Origin of the sequence: Rhodocaloribacter litoris (assembly GCF_011682235.2) — a bacterium.
Taxonomy (GTDB): domain Bacteria; phylum Bacteroidota; class Rhodothermia; order Rhodothermales; family ISCAR-4553; genus Rhodocaloribacter; species Rhodocaloribacter litoris.
This window is the reverse complement of the sequence record NZ_CP076718.1, coordinates 1387719-1408692: the sequence shown is the minus strand read 5'-3', so window position 1 is coordinate 1408692 and position 20974 is coordinate 1387719. Positions and strand designations below refer to the sequence as shown.

Genomic DNA, 20974 nt, shown 5'->3' with positions numbered 1-20974 from the left:
CTTTCGGGTTGCGCGAACCTGCAAACCGGCGGCGGCGTATGGACGCAACCCGGTGCGTTTTATAGAATCTGCACGGCGCCGGGTGTGAGCAGAACAGGGCAAATCCCTATCTTGACCGGCTCGTACAACCGTTTGCGTTGACAGGGTGCGTAGGGCGTGGGGCCTGAGCCGCACGCGGCACGAAATACGCCCTGCGACGTACGCAGTACGGGTTACGTTCCGTTGAGGAAGCGGGACGGTTCCCGCCGTTCCGGAAAGAAGACCGCCATGGCTGGATACGATTTTCGCGCCATCGAGAAGAAGTGGCAGCGGTACTGGGAGGACAACAGGACCTTCCGCACGCCGCGCGAGGTGGACCCCGCGAAGCGCAAGTTCTACGTGCTCGACATGTTCCCCTACCCGAGCGGGGTGGGGCTGCACGTGGGGCACCCGCTCGGCTACATCGCCACGGACATCGTGGCCCGTTACAGGCGGATGCGCGGCTTCAACGTCCTCCACCCGATGGGTTTCGACGCCTTCGGGCTGCCTGCCGAGCAGTACGCCGTCGAACACGGCGTGCACCCGCGCATCACCACCGAGCGCAACATCGCCAACATGCTGCGGCAGCTCAAGTCCATCGGCCTGAGCTACGACTGGGACCGCGTGCTGGCCACCACCGACCCCGGCTACTACAAGTGGACCCAGTGGATCTTCCTCCAGATCTTCAACAGCTACTTCGACGAGGAGGCGCAGAAGGCCCGGCCCATCAGCCACCTGATCGAGAAGCTGCGCAAGGAGGATCCCGAATGGGACCGGCGCACGCCGAAGGAGCAGGAAGACATCCTGCAACAGTATCGCCTGGCCTACATCGCCGAGGTGCCGGTGAACTGGTGCCCGGCGCTCGGCACGGTGCTGGCCAACGAGGAGGTGACGAACGAGGGGCGGAGCGAGCGCGGCAACTACCCCGTCTACAAGCGCCCCCTGCGCCAGTGGATGATGCGCATCACCGCCTACGCCGACCGGCTGGAGAAGGACCTCGACCTGGTCGACTGGCCCGAGCCCATCAAGCTCATGCAGCGCAACTGGATCGGTCGTAGCGAGGGGGCCGAGATCGACTTCCCCGTCGACGGGCGGGAGGAGCGGATCCGCGTCTTCACCACGCGCCCGGACACCATCTTCGGCGCCACGTACATGGTGCTGGCGCCCGAGCACCCGCTCGTCGATGCGCTGGTGCCCGGGGCCTGGCCCGAGGGGACGAAGCCGGCGTGGACGGGCGGTGCCGCCACGCCGAAGGAAGCCGTGGAGGCGTACCGCCGCCAGGCCGAGGCCAAGTCCGACGTGGAGCGCCAGATCGAGTCGCGGGAGAAGACGGGCGTGTTCACCGGCGCCTGGGCCGTCAACCCGGCCACGGGCCGGCGCATCCCCGTCTTCATCGCCGACTACGTGCTGATGGGCTACGGCACCGGCGCCATCATGGCCGTGCCCGGCCAGGACGAGCGCGACTGGGAGTTCGCCGAGGTCTTCGACCTGCCCATCATCCGCACCGTACAGCCGCCCGAGGGCTTCGAAGGCAAAGCCTATACGGGCGACGGCCCGGCCGTCAACAGCGGCTTCCTCGACGGCCTGTCCGTGGCCGAGGCCAAGCGGAAGATCATCGCGTGGCTCGAAGAGACGGGCTACGGCCGGGCCACCGTCACCTACAAGCTGCGCGACTGGCTCTTCTCCCGGCAGCGCTACTGGGGCGAGCCGTTCCCCATCCTCTATGCCCCGGACGGCCGCGTGGTGCCCGTCGACGAGAAGGACCTGCCGGTGACGCTCCCCGAGATGGACGACTTCCGCCCGGCCGCCAGCGACGACCCCGACGCGCCGCCGCGCCCCCCGCTCAGCCGCGCGCCCGAATCCTGGCGCTTCGTCGAGATCGACGGCGTCCGCTACGAGCGCGAGTACAACACCATGCCGCAGTGGGCGGGCTCGTGCTGGTACTACCTCCGCTTCATCGACAACAAGAACGACGAGCGTTTCGTCGATCCCGAGCTGGAGCGGTACTGGATGCACCCGATGGGGGTGGACCTCTACGTGGGCGGGGCCGAGCACGCCGTGCTGCACCTGCTCTACGCCCGTTTCTGGCACAAGGTGCTCTACGATCTGGGGCATGTCTCCACCCCCGAGCCCTTCGGCAAGCTCTTCAACCAGGGCTACATCCAGGCCTACGCCTACCGCGATGCGCGGGGCGTGGCCGTGCCCGCCGACGAGGTCGTCGACCAGGACGGCCGCCCGGCCACCGAAGTGCAGGACCAGCCCGGCCGCCGGTTCTTCTACCAGGGCGAGCCCGTCACGCAGGAGTACGGCAAGATGGGCAAGAGCCTCAAGAACGCCGTCAGCCCGGACGAGATCAACGAGCAGTACGGGTGCGATACGCTCCGGCTCTATGAGATGTACCTGGGGCCGCTGGAGGCGTCGAAGCCGTGGAACACGCGCGACATCGTGGGGGTGCACCGCTTCCTCAAGCGCGTCTGGCGCAACTTCGTCGACGAGCGCACCGGGGCGCTGCGCGTCACCGACGCGGCGCCGTCGGAGGACCTCCTGCGGGCCCTGCACCGTACCATCGCCCGCGTCACCGACGACATGGAGCGGATGAGCTTCAACACGGCCATCGCCGCGCTGATCGAGCTCAACAACGCGCTCGTGTCCCTGGAGGCCGTGCCGCGGGCCGTGGCCGAGCCGTTCGTGCTGTTGCTGGCGCCCATGGCACCCCACCTGGCCGAGGAGCTCTGGCAGCGGCTGGGTCACACCGAAACGCTGGCCTACGCGCCCTGGCCCGAGGCCGATGCACGCTACCTCCGCGAGGAGACCGTCGAGGTCGCGGTGCAGGTCAACGGCAAGGTGCGGGCGACCATCGCCGTGCCGGCCGACGCGGACAAAGCCGCCGTGCTCGCAACCGCCCGGGCCCATCAGAACGTCGCCCGCCACCTCGACGGCAAAACCATCCGCCGCGAGATCTACGTGCCCGGCCGGATCGTCAACTTCGTCGTCGGCTAGGGCGACGAAAGGCGTACCGTGTCCGAGATGACTTTCGAAAGCGGCCGGCACGGCATTGCGCCGGCGCCCTCATAAAAGCAGCGCGCCGGTTCCGGGGACGGAGGCCGGCGCGCGGGAACGGGGTGCGGCGGGGCGAAACGGGTCAGGCGTGTTGCCGGGCGGGTTCCTTCTCCGGGATCGGAGCCAGCATGAACCGGATGCCCTGGTCACCGGGATAGGGCTGGTGGTGGTCGTGGCGGTTCATCCAGATGTCTTCCGGGATACCCTCCGGAAACGCCTTGCACACGCGCTTGTCGGCCTGCATGCGGTCCAGATGCTGGCAGGCCAGGCACATGGGTTGCACGGACATGTTCATGGTGCTACCTCCTGTATGATGAAAGGAAGCCGGTGTCCTGGAAAAACGGCCTTTGCGGCCTTTCACTCTGAACTTCCTACCGGGCAAGGCGCCGAAGGATTCGCCGGCGCGGAGATTTGTAACCGGTCTAAATTTGAACGGGTCTTCACAAACCTTCGGGCCGGCTGTGCGTTGGGCGAGATAATCTGGACCCGGTCTAAATAGCCTGCGCCCCCCGGCGACCCGGATGAACACGTTCGACGAATTCAGAAAAGCCTGCCCGGTGCACCTCTGCCTGCATACCCGGGAGCGCACCCCGGCCTCCTACAAGTACTTCGCCTGCGGCAAGGGGTGTGTGCTCGGCATCCTGTTCGAGGATTCGGTCAACGTCTATTTCGAATGGCTGGCGGAAGACGGCCGGCCCGTGACCTACCCGCCCGAGATCCGGTACAAGTTCTGGCCCAAGCGCGAGCTGGCCCGGCTGGTGGCCGAAGGCGTCTGGGAGACGACGAAGACGCCGGCCGTGGTGTGAAGCCGGACCTCCATGCCCCTGTTGAGGCTGCTACATGACCATGCCTGATCCGCAACGGCTCGACGTGCTGGCCCTGGCCGCCCACCCGGACGACGTCGAACTGTGTGCGGGCGGCACCATCTGCCGGCTGACCCGCCAGGGATACCGGGTCGGCATCGTCGACTTCACGCGGGGCGAGCTCGGCTCGCGCGGCACGCCGGAGGGGCGGCTGGAGGAAGCGCGTGCGGCCGCCGGGATTCTGGGACTGGCCGTCCGGGAGAACCTGGGCCTGCCCGACGGAAACATCGCCCCGACGCCGGAGAACCGGGAGCGCGTGATCCGCGTCCTCCGCCGGTACCGCCCGCACATCCTGCTGGTCAACCCGCCCGTCTGCCGGCATCCCGATCACGGGGCCGCTGCCCGCCTGGCCATCGAGGCAGCGTTCTACGCCGGGCTGCGCAAGATCGTCACCCGTGAGGACGACGGCACCGCGCAGGAACCCTGGCGGCCGCATCACATCCTGCACTACATGCAGGCCGTCCCGTTCGAGCCGACGTTCGTCGTGGACGTGAGCGACGTGTGGGAGCAGCGCACCCGCGCCCTGCAGGCCTTTCGCTCGCAGTTCTTCAACCCCGACTATGAGCCGGCCGGGGACGAGCCGGAGACGTTCGTCTCCAATCCCGAGTTCTTCCGGTGGATCGAGGCACGGGCACGCACCTACGGTTATCAGATCGGTGCCACCTACGGGGAACCCTTTCTGTATCACGGCGGGCCGGTCGGCGTGACGGACCTCGTCGGGGTGCTTCGGCGCGAGAAGCCGTTTCGATAAGGAAAAAAATAAGCGCCCCGCAGGCCGAAGCCCGCAGGGCGCTTTCCCCGACGCACACAACCCGATTGCTCGGGCTGTGTTTCCTGTGGGCGACGTCGCCCGGATGGCAGGATCATTTATGCATGGGCACGTATGGCGGTGTGCGCGGGGAAGGCATGCTCGCACCTGGGGACTGTATCGGCCGGCCACCGGATTTGATAAGAGGTGGCGGAAGATTTTTGGCGGTCAGTCTTCGTCTAGGGCATAGGTGAGGAATTCGTCGGCGTTCTGGAAGGGGCGCCCGTCCGGTACCACGATGGCCGAGACCGCGTGCAGGAGGTGGTCGGCCTGCTGGGGTGCTTCCTGGCGGAGGCGGTCCTTGAGCCGGGAGAAGAAGCGCTGGGCCTCTTCGGGCCGGCTGTCGCCCAGCAGCACCACGAGGCGCTCTTTCTCGGTGTCGGCCAGCATGGCGTCCTGCTCCCGGAGGGATTCGCTCACCAGGTCCAGGATGAACTCGAAGTCGAACGGGCGTGTCTTGCCCCGGGAGCGGTCCATGCGGAGGGCCAGCAGCAGGAACGGCGTGGCGTCCCGGTCCCGCTGGTCGAAGTGTTGCTGGAGCCGGTCGCGGAAGGCTTCGCGGTCCTCGTAGGTGATCTCCTCCGCGGGCGGGAACGCTTCCGGCCCGGTCGTTTCGCCTTCCGAAGGCGGCGGCTCCGGTGCGGGTGCTTCGGGCGGGGGAACCGGGATGAAGCTCGGCGGCTCGATGGTGAAGGCCGGCGGCTCGAGGGGCGGAGGGGCGGCTTCGGGCGGCGGGAGTGTCGTCTCGGCGGCCTTTCGTTCCGCGGCTCGCTGGCCCGGCAGCATCCGCACGGACGCGGCGATCTCTTCGCCGGTGGCGATCATCGCGGTCAGGTCCCAGTCGTCGATGACCACCCGGCGCAGGTGCCCGATGTGGGGGATCAGCGTCAGGCGGCGACGGGTCGAGGTGTCGCCTTCGACCAGGGTGATGTGGATCGACCCCGTCATCTGGTTCTGGATGAAGGAGACGGCCTCCTCCTCCTGCCGGCTGGCCGGTTCGTTCAGGGCCAGCATCAACGTGGTTTCGACCGGGTCGATCTGTTCGAGCAGGTGAATGAACTCGCTCTTCATCCGGTCGAACGAGCGGAAGTGCACGAACGGCGTGAAGTCCGTGATCGCCAGGCGGTCGGGCTGGTGCTGGCGGATGATGGCGACCAGGTCGTGCAGGGCCCGGGCGACCCCGTCGTCCCCGACGTTCTGCAGGTTGAACAGCGGCGGAATCCGCATCAACCGCACCTTGCCGGCCGTGTGCGCGGCCCGCAGGTCGAAGCCGATCGAAGCGGCCTGGATGGTCAGGTCCTTCGGGCGCTCCGGCGAGATGAGCAGGCAGGAGTCGTCGAGCAGCACGCCGGTCTGGATGAACATCAGGGGCAAGAGCGTGCGCCCGCTGACGGCACTCCCGTAGACGAGGTAGGAGCCGCCCCGGTAGAGGCCGCCCCACTGCTCGTCGATGACGTCGATCCCGGATAGCAGCTTGGGGGCGAGGGTGGACACGGACGTTGGACTTTCCATGGAGAAACGGACAAACGGGGACCGGGGGCGAATCAGCAGGCGGGTTCGGCTCGAACAAACAGTATGCCGCCTTTGCTACTCGGCTGATCCGGATAGGGTACCGGGGACGACGGCCGCGGAATCCCGGCCGGTTACCGCGGGAATCAGCCCTGTCGTGCTCAAATCGAGACGGGCGGGTGATCCCTTTTTGAGATTCGAACCGTGTCGGGGCGGGCACGTCCCCGGCCGGGATGCGAGGCCGGCCCCGCCTTCATCCCGGCGCTGTTGGAAACACGCCCCGAAGGATAACGCAATATAGGCGTCTTTCCCGCCGGGATCCTGCTTTCAGAATGTAAAAATGTCTCGTTGTTGCGATCACGCGGCCTGTTTTGTTCCCCCTGACACCGGAAGCATCGCCCCGGGTTTCAGTCCGTGTCCTCCATCCGGCTGCGGATCAGGCCGGCCACGCCCAGGTAGCCGATGAAGGCCAGGAGGCCGAAGCCGAGAGCACGCGGCGACAGGCGAAGCACACCGTCGAAGAGCAGGTCCGAGAGCACGGCGATCAGACCGAAGAGGAAGGCGAAGGTGAGCGCGACGGTGATCACCCGGGGCCAGGTTCGGAACGCCCGGTCGTCAAACATGGGCAGGGGGGGTTGCGCGGTGGAAGGACGGCAGGGCATCGTTCCCTGGCGGAGGGGGACGGAGGTTGAACGCACGAAGGGGGTTAAAGTACCACGCCGGCCACGACGAAGGCGATGAAGGCGAGGCCGGCCACGAGCAGGGCATAGGGGAGCTGCGTGTTGATGTGGTCGACGTGGTCGCTGGCGGCGGCCATCGACGAGATGATGGACGTGTCCGACAAGGGCGAGGCGTGGTCTCCGAAGACGCCGCCCGAGAGCACCGCGCCGAGCATGAGGGGCTGCGGGACCCCGAGCCCTTCGGCCAGGGGCAGGGCAATCGGCATGAGGATGGCGAAGGCCGTCCACGACGAGCCGAGGGTGAAGGAGACGAAGCAGCCCACCAGGAACACCAGCCCCGGCAGCCACCACGACGGGGTGTGGGCGCCGACGAGCCCGACGACGTAGGGGCCCATCTCCAGCGCCCGGGACACCTGCCCCAGGGCAAAGGCGAGGACGACCAGCAGCACCACGCCCACCATGCCCGAGGAGCCCTTGATGACCAGCCCCATCGAGGCCCGCAGCGACAGCAACGGCGGGCGGCCCAGCGGCAGCGCATACAGCACCATGGCCACCCCGGTCGCCGCGCCGACGGCCCACAGCACGGACGTGGAGCCGCTGCCCCGCATCGGATCCCCCTCGCCGGTGACGTACAGGCCGAAGAAGATCATGCCGATCATCACGGCGAGCGGGATCAGCAGGTCCCGTGCCTGTTCCCGGGAGCCGGGTACGGGCTTGAGCTCGACCACCTCCTCGGCGATCATGGGGATGGCGCCCTCCCGCAGGAGGGCCCCGGTGGCGGCGGCCCGCTCCTCGGCACGGCGCATTGGTCCGAAGCTCCAGCCCGTGAGCGCCAGCACCAGCGTGAAGGCGATGGCAAAGAGGGCGTAGAAGTTGAACAGGAGCGAGGTGGCCAGCAGGCTCACCGCCCCGGCCGTGATACCCTGGGCCGCCAGCAGGCCCAGCACGTAGGCCCCCCATCCGTTGAGCGGGATCGACATGCACACCGGGGCGCTCGTGGTGTCGCAGTAAAAGGCCAGTTTCTCGCGCGGCAGCCGCAGCCGGTCGAAGAACGGACGGCTCACGGCGCCGACGACCAGGCAGGTGATGCTCGATTCGATGAAGATGAGCATGCCCACGACCCACGCCAGCACCTCGGCGCCGCGCCGTGTCGTGCCCCAGCCCCGCCGCTGGGCCCACCGGATGAAGCCGGCCACGCCCCCGGAAGCCTGTACCAGCGCCATCAGCCCGCCCACCAGCAGGCTGAACAGGATGATCCGGGTGTTGCCCGCATCGGTGAAGACGGCCACCATCTCGTCCGCCAGGCCGCGCAGCCCCAGGATCGGGTTGCCTCCCGCCAGGATGGTCGTGCCCAGCCAGAGCCCGGCGAAAAGGGAGAGAAAGACCTCTTTCGTCCAGAGGGCCAGCACGATCGCGACGATGGGGGGAAGCAGGATGATCCAGTCCATAGGCCTGTGCGGATGAGATAAAAAAAGGGCGCACCCGGCGGTGCGCCCCGAATCTACGAGAAATCCGCGAAGAATGTCAGCCGAAATAGGCCGGTTCGTTGCCGGGTTTCCACTTGATGTTGCACCCCATCGAGGGATACTGCTCCGTGGTGACCTTGCCGGTGGTGAGGAGCTCGTCGAGGACCCGGCGCAGGTCACGCCCGTCGGGTTTCTGGCCCGAACGCGGGCGCGTGGCATCGAAGCGGCCGTGGTAGACGAGCCGCCGCTCGCGGTCGAAGACGTAGAGGTCCGGCGTGCAGGTGGCACCGTAGGCTTTCGCCACCTCCTGTGTCGCATCGAACAGGTAGGGGAAGGGGTAGTCCTTCGCGGCGGCCCGCTCGGCCATCTTCTCGAACGAATCGTCCGGATACTGCTCCGGATCGTTCGCGTTGATGCCGACGAACGCCACACCCTTCGGCTGGTATGCCCGCGCCACACGCAGCAGCTCGTCTTCGATGTGGAGGACGTACGGGCAGTGATTGCACATGAACACCACCACCAGCGCCCGGGCGTCGTCGAAGTCGCTCAGGCGATAGCGCGTGCGGTTCGGCGCATCCTTCGGCGGGTTGGCCGCCGGCAGATCGAACGCCGGTGCCTTCGTCCCGAGGTCTATCGTCTGTGAATACGTCACAGCCATGGCTCCTTTCGGTTTGTTCCAGGTTTCGCGTTCGGCGTTGCACGTGGGTCCGGTCCCGGTGTTCAACGCACAAGAGGGCGATCGTCCTGTAGCCGCGGGCTTTAGCCTGGGTCCTCCAGCGGCAGCGAGCACACCCGTGAAAGGTGCGGCTACATTTTTTAGAAGGATCACCGTGCCGGGCCTGAACGCACAACGCGTAACGTTTAACGCGGAACGCTCGAGAATCCTTCCCGGAGGAAGTGGACGAGAGCCCGTTGCGACGGTTCGACGTCGCTGTAGGTGCAGGCGTGCACGGGAGCGGTGGGGAACGATTCGAGCGGGAGGGGACTGCCGAGCGCGACCAGGTCGACGGGCCGCCGGGCCACCAGGCGTTCGACGAAGCGTTGCTGCTCGGGTCGCAGCCCGAAGGCATGCCAGGCGGCCGGCTTGACGACGAGCGCCGCCACGACGCGCCGGGCGGCGAGGGCCTCCGTCATGACCCGGTCGAAGACCGCCGGGCGGGCATCGGGACCGAGCTCGGCGTAGACGGCGCGGGGCAGGGCGGTGCGTACCATCGTGCCGAGCGGTGCTTCCGGCGGGTCCAGGTGCGAGGTGTGGGGACGAAGGAGCACGACGAGCAACCCGTCCCCGCCGGTTTCCGGAGGCAGCGGGCCGGAGGCCTTGAGGACGGTGAGGGCCCGGCGGGCCACGTCGTCGGCCAGGGCGCGGTGGTCGGGAGAGCCGACGGGGGCGGCGGGGGGGTGGGTGAAGACGTCCGGGCCGAAGCGGTTCACGAGTTGTTGGCGGAGCCGCTCCACCCGGCCGCAGGCTTCGTCGAGGCGGGCCTCGGGCAGCGTGCTCTCCTCCACGGCGCGCACCAGCCCGGCAACGGCGGCCTCGGCGTCGGGCACATCGAGCAGGAGGTCGACGCCGGCACGGACCAGGGCGGCGGCCTGCGCGCCCACGGCGTCCGGCCGGGCGCGGATGGCACCCATGAGCAGGCTGTCCGTGACGACGACGCCCGTGAAGCCCATCTCGCGGCGGAGGAGGTCACAGAGGATGCGGGGCGACGCGGTGGCCGGGGCGCCGCTCGGATCCAGGGCCGGATAGGCAACGTGCGCCGTCATCACCAGGTCGACGCCTGCCGCCAGCACGGCGCGAAACGGGACGGCGTCGGTGCGGGCCCACGTGGCGCGGTCACTGCGGACCACCGGCAGTTCGGCGTGGGAGTCGGCGGCGGTGTTGCCGTGGCCGGGGAAGTGCTTGGCAGTCGTGAGCAGTCCTTCGGCGCGGGCACCCCGCACGTAGGCCGCCGCCAGACGGGCGGCCGTCTCGGGGTCCGACCCGAAAGCCCGCGTGGCGATGATCGGGTTGCGCGGGTCGAGGTTGACGTCGGCCACCGGAGCGAACGTGATATGGATGCCGCAGGCCAGCGCCTCCCGCGCCGCCACCCGGGCCGTTTCCTCGACGGCTTCCTCGGCCTCCTCGCCCAGGCGGGAGAAGGCCATCGCGTGCGGGAAGACCGTGGCCCCCCGCACCTGCTGCCCGACGCCCCGTTCCATGTCGGTCGCCACCAGCAGCGGGGTGCGGCTGCGGGCCTGAAGACCGGCCAGGACCCCGGGCGTATCGCGCAATGTCCCGTTGAAGAGCACAAGGCCGCCGAGGGGGCACCGTTCGAGGAGCCGCGCCACCCGCTCCGCGTCTTCGGCCACCGTCACCGGCGGCGGCAGGTTCGACCCCAGCCGCACCATCACGAGCCGGGCCGCCTTTTCGAACAGGGTAGGCATCAGAGCAGGAATATCGTTTCAGTGATGTTACGCAATAAGCGTTGAAGCCGCCACGTTGCTCTCCTTTCGCTTCGTGACAGGCCCCCCGACCAGGGAAAGGGCGACCCCCATCCCCCCTTCGGGGACCTTCCCCCTGCAGGGCCGCATGGTGCGGCCAGGGGGAAGGGCTTGGTGTCAGGCGTGGAGGCTACGACCAGATCCTCCCCATGCGAAGGGGAGGTGTCGCGCAGCGACGGAGGGGTCGTCCTGCCGTCGCACCGGTCTCCACTGCGTAACATCAGCCGTTTCAGTGAAAGGGTCTTGTGTTCGTCGGGCCCTGCCCGTCGCGTCGACCGGCCGGTCCGGGATGCGTCGCGCGTTCGAGAGGCTGCCGTCGTTTAACCATGCAGGGGGCGCAGGTGGTCGTAGGGCCGGCCTCTCGATGCTTTGAAGCCGCTCAGCGGTACAGCCCGTGCGTTTCGATGTAGCGGCGCACGGGCTCGGGGACGAGGTAGCGGATGGAACGCCCTTCGCGGATGCGGGTCCGGATGTCCGAGCCGGAGATTTCGAGCAGGGGGGCGTCTACGAAGCAGGCACGTGTTCGGAAGCGTTCGGGGACGTCGTCGTAGCGGGTGCCGGGCCGGTCATAGACGAGCAACGGCACCCGCCGGATGATTTCGTCGGGCCGGTGCCACGTGGCGAAGTCGCGGAAGCTGTCGCCGCCGAGGATCAGGGTGAAGGTGGTGCCGGGCTGTTCGTCCTGGAGGATTCGCACCGTGTCGACGGTGTAGGAGGGGCCGTCGCGATGCAGTTCGAGGTCGGAGACGTCGAAGGCCGGGTTGCCGGCGACGGCCAGGCGCGTCATGGCCAGGCGGTGGTGCGGCGCGACGAGGCCGGTCGCCGGCTTGTGCGGCGGACGGGCCGCGGGGATCCACAGGATCCGGTCCAGGGCGCCCGCCTCCCGTATGTGCTCGGCAACGATCAGGTGGGCCGTGTGCGGCGGGTTGAACGAACCGCCGAAGATACCGACGTGCATGGAAGGCAGGCTCAGGACGTCTCCTCGTCGAGGCGTTTCAACCGTTCCGTGATCTCTTCGTAGAGGGCTTCGGCCTCCTTGAGCAGCGGGCTCTCGGGGAAAAGCTGGATCAGGCGTTCGTAGTGTTCGAGCGCGGGCTGGAGGCGTTCCCGCTGGCGGGCCCGGATGCTCTGATCGCTGAAGGCGATGTAGGCGCGCATCGCCCCGACGAGGGCGTCATCCGCCCAGGAGGTGTCTGGATAGCGGTCGAAGGCGGCCTCGTAGGAGCGGGCGGCGGCTTCGAAGAGTTCCCGTCGTTCATAGAGCCGGCCGGCCTCGTACTGCTTGCGGGCCAGCTTTTCCCGCAGTTCCCGGATGTAGGCTTCGGCCTCCGCTACCTTCGGGTGGTTGGGATAGCGGTTGAGGAAAAGCTGGAACCGTTCGATGGCCGCCTCTGTGTCGGTCTGGTCGAGCGGGTAGGGGGGGGAGCGTTTGTAGTAGGTCATCGCCAGTTCGAACTCGGCATCGGGCACGCGCGGGTCGCTCCGGTAGATCTGGACGAACCGGTTGTACTCGCTGGCGGCCAGCAGGTAATCCTCGTTGGCGTAATAGGCACGTGCCAGGTAGAGCTGGGCGTCGGCGGCGTATTCGTGCGTGCGCCCGAAGTCGAAGACCCCCTGCAGGTACAGGATGGCCCGGTCGTATTTGCCCTCCTCGTAGAGCGCCATCCCCTTTTCCAGGGCTTCTTGCGGGGTTTCGTAGCGCAGCCGTCCCGTGCCGGAACAGCCGGCCAGCACGACGGCCGTCGTCAGAACGAGCAGGGGCAACCTGAGACGGAAGAACATGACGGGACGAGGCGAAAGGGTTGGGCGGGGTGCCCGGGAAGGAACTCGAACTCGCAATCTGAAAATGGAAAACGCCGGGCCTCGGGAGGCGGCCGGCGGAACGGGCCTCTGGTACGAGGGCGTGGGCCGGGCGGTTCCGCGGTGTCCGGGGATACGGCGGGGACTCAACGCAGCAGCTGGAGCCGGCCGTCCCGGTAGCGATGATAGAAAAGGGCCTGGTTCACGTTTTCGCCGTTGAAATGGATGCGTATGCTCAGGCCTTCGTAGGCGGGGGCTTCGCGCAGCACCTCGTCGAAGGGGCGGTCCGGCCGCTCGGTGCGGTGGGCGATGAGGTAGCGGGCCACGTCGTAGCCGGTGTAGGCGAGGCGGTCGGGGGAGGTGCCGGTCAGCTCCCGGTAGCGTTCTTCGAAGCGCTGCACCTCCGGGTTGGCCGGGTCCGGGAAGAAATCGTTCGTATAGGTGAGCTGGAAGGGGCTGGCACGGGCGGCGATGGGAAGGTTGTGCCAGGTTTTGCCGCCGAGGAGGCGGGCGGTGGTGCCGCTGCGCGCCAGGCTGCCGAGCACGCCTTCGGCCAGGGCGGTGCCACCGTCGGGGATGGGCAGGTAGAGCGCCTCGACGGCCTTCAGGGAGTCGGCTCCGATGGTTTCGGGCAGCCGGTACCAGTCGCCGGTCTTTTCCAGCAGGACGAAATACGGGACTTCGGCGCCGAGGTGGAGGGCCTCGTCCTGAAAGCCTTCGGCCATGCGCTCGCCGACGCTGTCGCCGAGCTCGGCGATGAGACCGAACCGGTGCAGGCGCAGGCCCCGGATGGCGAACCGGGCCATGAGGCGCCCGCGCATCGTGATGGTCGGGTTGCTCTGGAAGACGTAACGCCGTCCCGCCGAGACGGATTCGTCGGTGGCCAGGGGAGCCACCAGCACCACCCCGGCCTGCTCGGCGGCCTCGGCGGCGGCTTCGGCCTCGATGCTGTAGAGCGGCCCGAGGATGACGTCGGCCCCGGCCTCGGCCAGCGCCCGAACCTGCGCGGCCGCTTCGCGCCGGCTGTTGTGGGTGTTTCGGAAGATCATGCGGATGAGCGGCTGATCGCCCGCCGTCCGGTTGTGCTCGTCCACGGCCATGCGGATGCCGTTGAACATCGACTGGGTGCGGGCCAGGTCCGGCCCATCCATCGGCAGGGCGATGCCCAGGTTGAGGATGGGGCGTTCCCGTCGCGTCCCGGCCGCCAGCGCCAGTTCCCGCGTGCGCCGGGCCTCGTCCACGTAGCGGCTGGACGGATACGACGCGATGAAAGTCTCGAGCAGGGCCGCCGCCCGCGCATGGGCCCCGTTGCGGTAGAGGGCCTTGCCGGACATCAGCCAGGCCGCCGTCGTCTTGCGGTTGAGCGGGTACTGGTCGATGACGATCTGGAAGCGCCGGAAGGCCAGCCCGTAGTCGCCGGCTTCGAAGGCTTCGAGTCCCTCGGCGAAAACCTCCTCGGCCGCCTCGATGCGGGGCACCGGGGCGCGCAGGTCCTGGGCCTGCACGTGCGCCCCGCCCAGCCCACCGGCGATCAGCAGGAGGGCGAGGAGGCGGTGCAGGATCGGGTGTGGAGCGGTCGGGTGCGTAACCATGCGGCGTTCAGGTTATTCCAGCGTTCGACCGGGCGCACGGGCGTGTCTATGGAGCAGGGGGGCGGCTTGCGGCATGGAGCTTGCCGGCCGGCTGGAGGTCCGTACGGTTTCGGATCATGGCACGGTGGGCTCATTCCCACTCGATGGTGGCCGGGGGTTTCGAGCTAATGTCGTAGACGACGCGGTTGATCCCGCGTACCTCGTTCACGATGCGGTTCGAGACGTGGGCCAGGAAGTCGTAGGGGAGCGGGGCCCAGTCCGCCGTCATGCCGTCGACGCTGGTGACGGCCCGCAGGGCGCAGACGTTCTCGTAGGTGCGGGCATCGCCCATGACGCCCACGCTCTGCACGGGCAGCAAGACGGCGAAGGCCTGCCACACGTCGTCGTAGAGGCCGTGGCTCTTGAGCTCGTCGATGAAGATGGCGTCGGCCTCGCGTAGCAGGGCCAGCGCCTCGCGCGTGACGGGCCCGAGCACCCGGATGGCCAGGCCCGGACCGGGGAAGGGGTGGCGCCCGATGATCGTCTCGGGCACGCCGAGCAGCCGCCCGATCTCGCGGACTTCGTCCTTGAACAGCTCGCGGAAGGGTTCGAGGATCTCGAAGTCCATCTTCTCCGGCAGCCCGCCCACGTTGTGGTGCGTCTTGATCGTGGCCGAGGGGCCTTTGAACGAGACGCTCTCGATGACGTCCGGGTAGAGGGTGCCCTGCGCCAGGTACTTCGGCTTCCGCCCCAGCTCCGCCACGATCTCCTCGGTGGCGCGTTCGAAGACCTCGATGAACGTGTTGCCGATGATCTTGCGCTTGCGCTCGGGGTCGGCCACGCCGGCGAGGCGGTCGAGGAACAGGCCGGCGGCGTCGACGGCCTTGAGGCGGATCCGGAAGTGGTCGCGGAAGGTGTCCTGCACCTGCTCCCACTCGCCCTTGCGGAGGACGCCGTTGTTGACGAAGATGCAGGTGAGCCGGTCGCCCACGGCCCGGTGCAGCAGCACCGCTGCCACGGACGAGTCGACGCCGCCGGAGAGGCCCAGGATGACGTGCTCGTCGCCGGCCTGCGCCCGGATCTCGCGGGTCTTCTCCTCGATGAACGAGGCGGCGGACCAGTCGCCCGCACAGCCGCAGACGCGGTAGGCGAAGTTCTGCAGGATGGTGCGGCCGTGCTCGGTGTGCACCACCTCGGGGTGGAATTGCACGCCGAAGTGGGGGCGGTGCAGGGCCTTGACCGCGGCGATGGGGGCGTTGTCCGTGTGGGCGATGACGCGGTAGCCCTCGGGCAGACGCGTCAGGTGATCGCCGTGGCTCATCCAGACCGTCGAGCCGGAGGGCACGCCCGCGAGCAGGTCGGCGTCGTCGTCCACGACCAGGTGGGCGCGCCCGAACTCGCGGCGGTCGGCCCGGGCCACCTCGCCGCCGAGCGTGTGCGCCATCGCCTGCAACCCGTAGCAGATGCCCAGGATCGGCATCGGGCTGCCGTCGTCCCGGCGCAGGGACAGCCAGCTGGGCGAGAGCTGCGGGGCGTCCGGGTCGTAAACGGAGGACGGACCCCCGGAAAGGATCAACCCCTTCGGGGAAAGCGCCACCACCTCCGCCGGCTCCACGGTGCACGGGTAGATTTCCGAGTACACCCCCGCCTCGCGGATACGCCGGGCGATGAGCTGTGTGTACTGCGACCCGAAGTCCAGGATAACGATACGCTCGTGCATGCTCGGTTATGCGCTGCGTTGCACGTTCAACGTGGCCCGTGCAACGTTTGGTATGTGGGCAAAGACGTCGTCGCGGGCTTTAGCCCGGGCGTTGGGTGCACCGTGCAGGGTGCGGAGCCCCGATAGGGCCCCGGCGCAAAACGGTCAACCCGAAACGTAAAACCTGGAACGTGAAACCTGGAACGTGAAACGTGGACCCTCATCCCCCGACCATGTCGCGGTAGGTGTCGGCGTTCATGAGGGCGTCGGCCTCGGACGGGTCGCGCAGTTCGATCTCGATCATCCAGCCTTTGCCGTAGGGGTCCTCGTTGACGTGCTCGGGCGCATCGGCGAGCGCTTCGTTCACGGCGACGACGGTGCCGGAGACGGGCATGTACAGCTCGGAGACCGTCTTGACCGCTTCCACCGTGCCGAACTCCTCGCCGGCCTCGAAGGTGTCGCCGGGAGCGGGGAGTTCGACGTAGACGATGTCCCCGAGTTCTTGCTGGGCGAAGTCGGTGATGCCGACGCGGGCCGTCTTGCCGTCGGCGTTCACGCGGAGCCATTCGTGGTCTTTGGAGTAGCGGAGGTCGCTCGGGAAATCCATGGCAGCTTCGGCTGGCTCGTTGGGATGGCGTGACCGGGCGGCGGGACCCGCCGCCGAGAACTGCCGGAGTATAAAAACCAGCAGCCATAAACCCGAATGCGGGCCGCCGGAAAGGCACAAACCTCAAGACAAAATCACACGTCTTCCGGCTGGAGCTGGAAGGTTTCGAGGAAGCGGGTGTCGAAGTGGCCGGCGCGGAAGGCCTCGTTGCGCAGGAGCTGCCGGTGGAAGGGGATGGTGGTCTTGACGCCCTCGATGACGAACTCGTCGAGGGCCCGGAGCATTTTGTTGATGGCCAGCTCGCGCGTGCGGGCGCGGACGATGAGCTTGGCGATCATGGAGTCGTAGTGGGGAGGGATGACGTACCCCGCGTAGGCGTGCGTGTCGACGCGGACGCCGTGGCCGCCGGGCGGGTGGAACGTCCGGATGAGCCCGGGCGAGGGGGCGAAGTTGCGGAAGGGGTCTTCGGCGTTGATACGGCATTCGATGGCGTGTCCTTCGAGGGTCACCTCGCGCCGGCGCACGCGCTCGCCCATGGCCACGCGCAGCTGGTATTCGACCAGGTCGCAGTCGGCCACCTCTTCGGTGACGGGGTGTTCCACCTGGATGCGCGTGTTCATTTCCATGAAGTAGAAGTTGCGCTCGGCGTCGACGAGGAACTCGATGGTGCCGGCGCCCTCGTAGCCGACGGCCTCGGCGCCGCGGACGGCGGCCTCGCCCATGCGCCGCCGCAGGTCCTCGTCCACGATGGGCGAAGGAGATTCCTCGACGAGCTTCTGGTGGCGGCGCTGGATGGAGCACTCGCGCTCGCCGAAGTGGATGACGGTGCCCTGCCCGTCGCCCAGCACCTGGATCTCGACGTGACGCGGGCTGGTGACGAACTTCTCGATGTAGACGCCGCCGTCGCCGAAGGCCGCCTCGGCCTCGTTGCGGGCCATGTCGAACTGCTTCGTGAAGGCGCTTTCTTCGGTCACCAGGCGCATGCCCTTGCCGCCGCCGCCGGCCCGGGCCTTGATGATGACCGGATAGCCCATCTCGGCGGCGATGCGCTTGCCCTCGGCCGCGGTCTCGACGACCCCGTCGGAGCCGGGGATGACCGGCACGCCGGCCTTGCGCATCGTGTCTTTCGCCAGGCTCTTGTCGCCCATGAGGCGGATCGTCTCGGGGGAAGGCCCGATGAACTTGATCCGGTGGTCGGCGCAGATGGCGCTGAAGTCGGCGTTCTCGGCCAGGAAGCCGTAGCCCGGGTGGATGGCGTCGGCGCCGGTGACCTCGGCGGCGGCGATGATGCGGTCGAAGCGCAGGTAGCTCTCACGCGAAGGCGGCGGCCCGATGCAGACGGCCTCGTTGGCGAACCGCACGTGCAGCGAATCCCGGTCGGCGGTCGAATAGACGGCCACCGTCTGAATGCCCATCTCGTGGCACGTCCGGATGACCCGCAGGGCGATTTCGCCCCGGTTGGCAATGAGGACTTTCTTGAACACGCTCCTCAGGCTTTTTCGATGCGGAAGAGGGGCTGGTCATATTCGACGGGCTGGGCATCTTCGACGAGGATTTCGCGGATGGTGCCGGCCACCTCGCACTCGATCTCGTTCATGAGCTTCATCGCCTCGATGATGCACAGCACGTCGCCGGGTTTGACCTGATCGCCGACCTCGACGTAGGGGGCCTGGTCGGGGCCCGGCCGCCGGTAGAAGGTGCCCACGATCGGAGCGCGAACGATGACTTCGTTGGCGGCCGGTTTCGCCTCGGCGGCCGGGGCTTCAGCGGCCGGAGGAGCTTCCGGGGGGGGCGGCGCCTTGTTTTCGGATGGAGGCGGGGGCGGAGGAGACGCCGGCGGGGGCGGTGCATAGGCCGGAGGCGCGTAGGCGGGCGGTGGGTAGGGGTAGGGCATCGGCGGGGCCTGCACCGTCACGGTCGGCACCCGGTTGCGCACCACCAGCTTGAAATCCCCTTCCTCGATCTCCACCTCCGTGACGCCGCTCTCGGCGACCAGCTTGAGCACCTGCTGTATTTGCTTCAGATCCATGTTGGGCCCTCGGTTCGGAGAACGGAATGCGACGTCGCAGGCCGGATGCGGCCTCAGGCGGTGGAGACGCGCGTGACGTATTCCCCCGTCTCGGTGTTGACCCGGATGACGTCGCCCTCGTTGATGAACAACGGTACCTGGACGACGGCACCGCTCTCGAGCGTGGCCGGCTTCGTGGCGCCGGTGGCCGTATCCCCCCGGACGCCGGGGTCGGTCTGCACCACCTGCAACTCGACGCTGTTGGGCAACTCGGCCGTCAGGGGTTGTTCCGTCTCGGCGTGCACCAGCACGTCCACCGTGCCGCCTTCCTTCAGGAACTTGCGGGCCGGCACCAGGTCGACCGGCACCGTCGTCTGCTCGTAGGTGTCGGTGTCCATCAGGTGCAGGCCGAGATCGTCCTCATAGAGAAACTGGTACGTCCGCCGCTCGACGCGCGCCTCCTCGACCCGCTCCCCGGCGCGGAAGGTGTTGTCCACCACCTTGCCGGTGCGCACGTTCTTCAGCTTCGTGCGGACGAAAGCCCCGCCCTTGCCCGGCTTGACGTGCATGAACTCGACGATCTGCCAGACGTCGCCGTTCCATATCATCGTAAAGCCGTTTCGAAAATCGGTCGTGTCTGCCATGTACAGGCAAGTCGTTTGATTGACGCAATACAAGACCAGCCAATATACCTTCCGGCGTTCTTCGGAGTCAATTTCGCCGCGGGGGATTGCGGGGGGTGGGTGCTTCTCCGGCGGTGATTTCGAATCATTTTCGCCGAGGCGGCGGGCGGTTATTTTTTGAACCGTTGAATCAGGTTTTCGATCTGTTCGTCCGGGAGCGGGAGGGGGGACGGCGTCGGGGTCGGGTTCGGTGTTTCGCGGGGGGGCGGGGCCGTTTCGGCGGAGGCCGGGTTGCCGGCGCGGGCCCGCAGCCGGGCCTCGATGGCGTCGATCCAGCTGGTGCCGGCCGGTGCGGCGGCGGACCGGCCGGCGGGAGTGTGGGCGACCGGCGAGGTGCCGGCGCCGCCGGCCGGGTTGATCGGGTCCGTCTCGAAGGCCAGCCGCTTGACGTTGAGCAGGTGCATCGGCGAGATGTTGTCGCTGGTGATGGAGCCGCCGAGCGTGCCGGGGCCGAGCGTCATGGCCGGGAAGAGGCGGTTCGTGTAGCCGACCGAGCCGAGGGCCGCCACGGTGTTGACCACGATGCGCATGGCGGGTTTCTGCAGGGCGAAGGCTTCGATGACGCGCTCGTTCGTGGCGTGCAGGCCCAGCGTGTGGCCCATCCCGCCGAAGTTGAGCACCTCGACGCAGCGGGCACAGCCCGTCTGCCAGCCGTCCTCGGTGTAGAAGGCCAGGATGGGGGAGAGGGTTTCCATCGAGAGGGGCTCCTCGCGCCCCACCTTCTCCACCTCGGCCACGAGCGCGCGGGTTCCTTCGGGCACCGAGAAGCCGGCCAGGCGGGCGATGTAGGCCGGGCTCTTGCCGACCTGCTCCACGTTCAACCGGCCCTTGTGGAGGAGGATGCCGCGCAGGGCGTCCTTTTCCGCCTCGCTCAGGAAGTAGGCGCCCTGCTGTTTCATGGCCTCGATCAGTTTCGAGCGGATGGGTGCATCGGCGATGACGCTGCGCTCCGTGGAGCAGAGGGTGCCCCAGTCGAACGAGGCGCCGTAGACGATGTCGGCGGCGGCCTTGGCGAGGTTCGCCGAGCGGTCCACGTAGACCGGCACGTTGCCGGAGCCGACGCCGTAGGCGGGTTTGCCCTTCGAGTAGGCGGCGCGCACCATGGCGGTGCCGCCGGTGGCCAGGATGAGGTCGGTGGCCGGGTCTTCCAGCAGGGCGTTGGTGCCGGGCAGGGAGACCTCGGTCATGCAGCCGAAGAGCCCCGGCGGTGCGCCGGCCTGGTAGGCGGCCTCGGCCACCACGCGCAGGGCCTCGGCCGTGCAGCGCACGGCGCGCGGGTGGGGGCTCATGACGAGGGCACACCGGGCTTTCGCCGCAATGATGGCCTTGTACATGGCCGTCGAGGTGGGGTTGGTCGACGGGATCAGGGCGGCCACCAGCCCCATCGGCGTGGCGATCTCCCAGATCGTGTCGTTCTCCAGCTTGCGGATGATGCCGCACGTCTTCATGCCGCGCATGCGCTCGTGCAGCACCTTCGTGGCAAAGAGGTTCTTCAGCGTCTTGCTCTCGGGCCGGCCGAAGCCCGTTTCCTCATGGGCCATCTGGCCGAGGCGCTGGGCCTCGCGCTCGCCGGCGGCCGCCATCGCCGCCACGATGCGGTCCACCTGTTCCTGCGTGAACGTCTGGTAGCGGTGCAGGGCCTCGCGGGCGGCGCGGATCAGGTCGCGGGCCTGCTGTATAGAACGGAGGTCTTGATCCATGGCGTTGTCCGGGTTGTTTCA

18 protein-coding genes are annotated in these 20974 nt (G+C 68.0%); 3 read left to right on the top strand and 15 right to left on the bottom strand.

The genetic code is table 11. The features are described 5' to 3' along the window. The first annotated feature begins 267 nt into the window (after positions 1–267). Positions 268–3018, top strand: a complete 2751-nt coding sequence (gene leuS, locus GQ464_RS05830; protein WP_166980666.1) for a leucine--tRNA ligase — start codon at positions 268–270, stop codon at positions 3016–3018. 142 nt (positions 3019–3160) lie between these two features. On the opposite strand, the gene GQ464_RS05825 is transcribed toward leuS, so the two are convergent. Continuing rightward, a complete protein-coding gene (locus GQ464_RS05825) occupies positions 3161–3373 on the bottom strand; it encodes a hypothetical protein (protein ID WP_228350646.1) in 213 nt (70 codons plus the stop codon). 226 nt (positions 3374–3599) lie between these two features. Between GQ464_RS05825 and GQ464_RS05820 the strand changes: the two genes are divergently transcribed. Then, the gene (locus GQ464_RS05820) at positions 3600–3884 is read left to right on the top strand and encodes a hypothetical protein (protein WP_166980668.1); all 285 of its coding nucleotides are present in this window, start codon (positions 3600–3602) and stop codon (positions 3882–3884) included. 40 nt (positions 3885–3924) lie between these two features. Then, positions 3925–4692: a bacillithiol biosynthesis deacetylase BshB1 gene (gene bshB1 / locus GQ464_RS05815; RefSeq protein WP_228350645.1), complete on the top strand. Its 768-nt coding sequence runs from the start codon at positions 3925–3927 to the stop codon at positions 4690–4692. 225 nt (positions 4693–4917) lie between these two features. Here the strand turns inward: bshB1 and GQ464_RS05810 are convergent, their stop codons facing one another. The 14 genes from GQ464_RS05810 to GQ464_RS05745 all read right to left on the bottom strand — a co-directional run bounded on the left by GQ464_RS05810 (position 4918) and on the right by GQ464_RS05745 (position 20953). After that, a complete protein-coding gene (locus GQ464_RS05810; RefSeq protein WP_166980672.1) occupies positions 4918–6243 on the bottom strand; it encodes an RAD55 family ATPase in 1326 nt (441 codons plus the stop codon). Between the two features lie 422 nt (positions 6244–6665). Then, positions 6666–6881: a hypothetical protein gene (locus tag GQ464_RS05805; protein ID WP_166980674.1), complete on the bottom strand. Its 216-nt coding sequence runs from the start codon at positions 6879–6881 to the stop codon at positions 6666–6668. Positions 6882–6964: 83 nt separating this feature from the next. Beyond that, positions 6965–8386, bottom strand: coding sequence for a Na+/H+ antiporter NhaC family protein (locus GQ464_RS05800; RefSeq protein WP_166980676.1), 1422 nt, complete (start codon positions 8384–8386; stop codon positions 6965–6967). Positions 8387–8462: 76 nt separating this feature from the next. Next, on the bottom strand, positions 8463–9062 hold the full coding sequence (locus tag GQ464_RS05795) for a thioredoxin family protein (RefSeq protein ID WP_166980678.1): 600 nt from the start codon (positions 9060–9062) through the stop codon (positions 8463–8465). Positions 9063–9265: 203 nt separating this feature from the next. Continuing rightward, a complete protein-coding gene (locus tag GQ464_RS05790) occupies positions 9266–10828 on the bottom strand; it encodes a glycoside hydrolase family 3 protein (protein ID WP_166980680.1) in 1563 nt (520 codons plus the stop codon). A gap of 436 nt (positions 10829–11264) precedes the next feature. Beyond that, entirely contained in the window at positions 11265–11843 is a 579-nt protein-coding gene (gene nadD / locus GQ464_RS05785) for a nicotinate (nicotinamide) nucleotide adenylyltransferase (RefSeq protein WP_166980682.1), read from the bottom strand. 11 nt (positions 11844–11854) lie between these two features. After that, positions 11855–12667 (bottom strand): outer membrane protein assembly factor BamD, encoded by an 813-nt coding sequence (locus GQ464_RS05780; protein ID WP_166980684.1) that lies wholly within the window; start codon positions 12665–12667, stop codon positions 11855–11857. 164 nt (positions 12668–12831) lie between these two features. Further along, positions 12832–14277: an ABC transporter substrate-binding protein gene (locus GQ464_RS05775; protein ID WP_166980686.1), complete on the bottom strand. Its 1446-nt coding sequence runs from the start codon at positions 14275–14277 to the stop codon at positions 12832–12834. A 130-nt stretch (positions 14278–14407) separates the two neighbouring features. Next, positions 14408–15976: a glutamine-hydrolyzing GMP synthase gene (guaA, locus tag GQ464_RS05770; protein ID WP_166980688.1), complete on the bottom strand. Its 1569-nt coding sequence runs from the start codon at positions 15974–15976 to the stop codon at positions 14408–14410. A 199-nt stretch (positions 15977–16175) separates the two neighbouring features. After that, on the bottom strand, positions 16176–16562 hold the full coding sequence (gene gcvH / locus GQ464_RS05765) for a glycine cleavage system protein GcvH (RefSeq protein ID WP_166980690.1): 387 nt from the start codon (positions 16560–16562) through the stop codon (positions 16176–16178). 134 nt (positions 16563–16696) lie between these two features. Continuing rightward, a complete protein-coding gene (accC, locus tag GQ464_RS05760) occupies positions 16697–18046 on the bottom strand; it encodes an acetyl-CoA carboxylase biotin carboxylase subunit (protein WP_166980692.1) in 1350 nt (449 codons plus the stop codon). A gap of 5 nt (positions 18047–18051) precedes the next feature. Next, positions 18052–18591 carry an acetyl-CoA carboxylase biotin carboxyl carrier protein gene (accB, locus tag GQ464_RS05755; RefSeq protein WP_166980694.1) on the bottom strand — a complete coding sequence of 180 codons (540 nt, stop codon included), beginning with the start codon at positions 18589–18591 and terminating at the stop codon, positions 18052–18054. Positions 18592–18644: 53 nt separating this feature from the next. Then, positions 18645–19214 carry an elongation factor P gene (gene efp, locus GQ464_RS05750; RefSeq protein WP_166980696.1) on the bottom strand — a complete coding sequence of 190 codons (570 nt, stop codon included), beginning with the start codon at positions 19212–19214 and terminating at the stop codon, positions 18645–18647. Between the two features lie 149 nt (positions 19215–19363). Further along, positions 19364–20953 (bottom strand): aldehyde dehydrogenase family protein, encoded by a 1590-nt coding sequence (locus GQ464_RS05745; RefSeq protein WP_228350644.1) that lies wholly within the window; start codon positions 20951–20953, stop codon positions 19364–19366. Between the last annotated feature and the right edge of the window lie 21 nt (positions 20954–20974).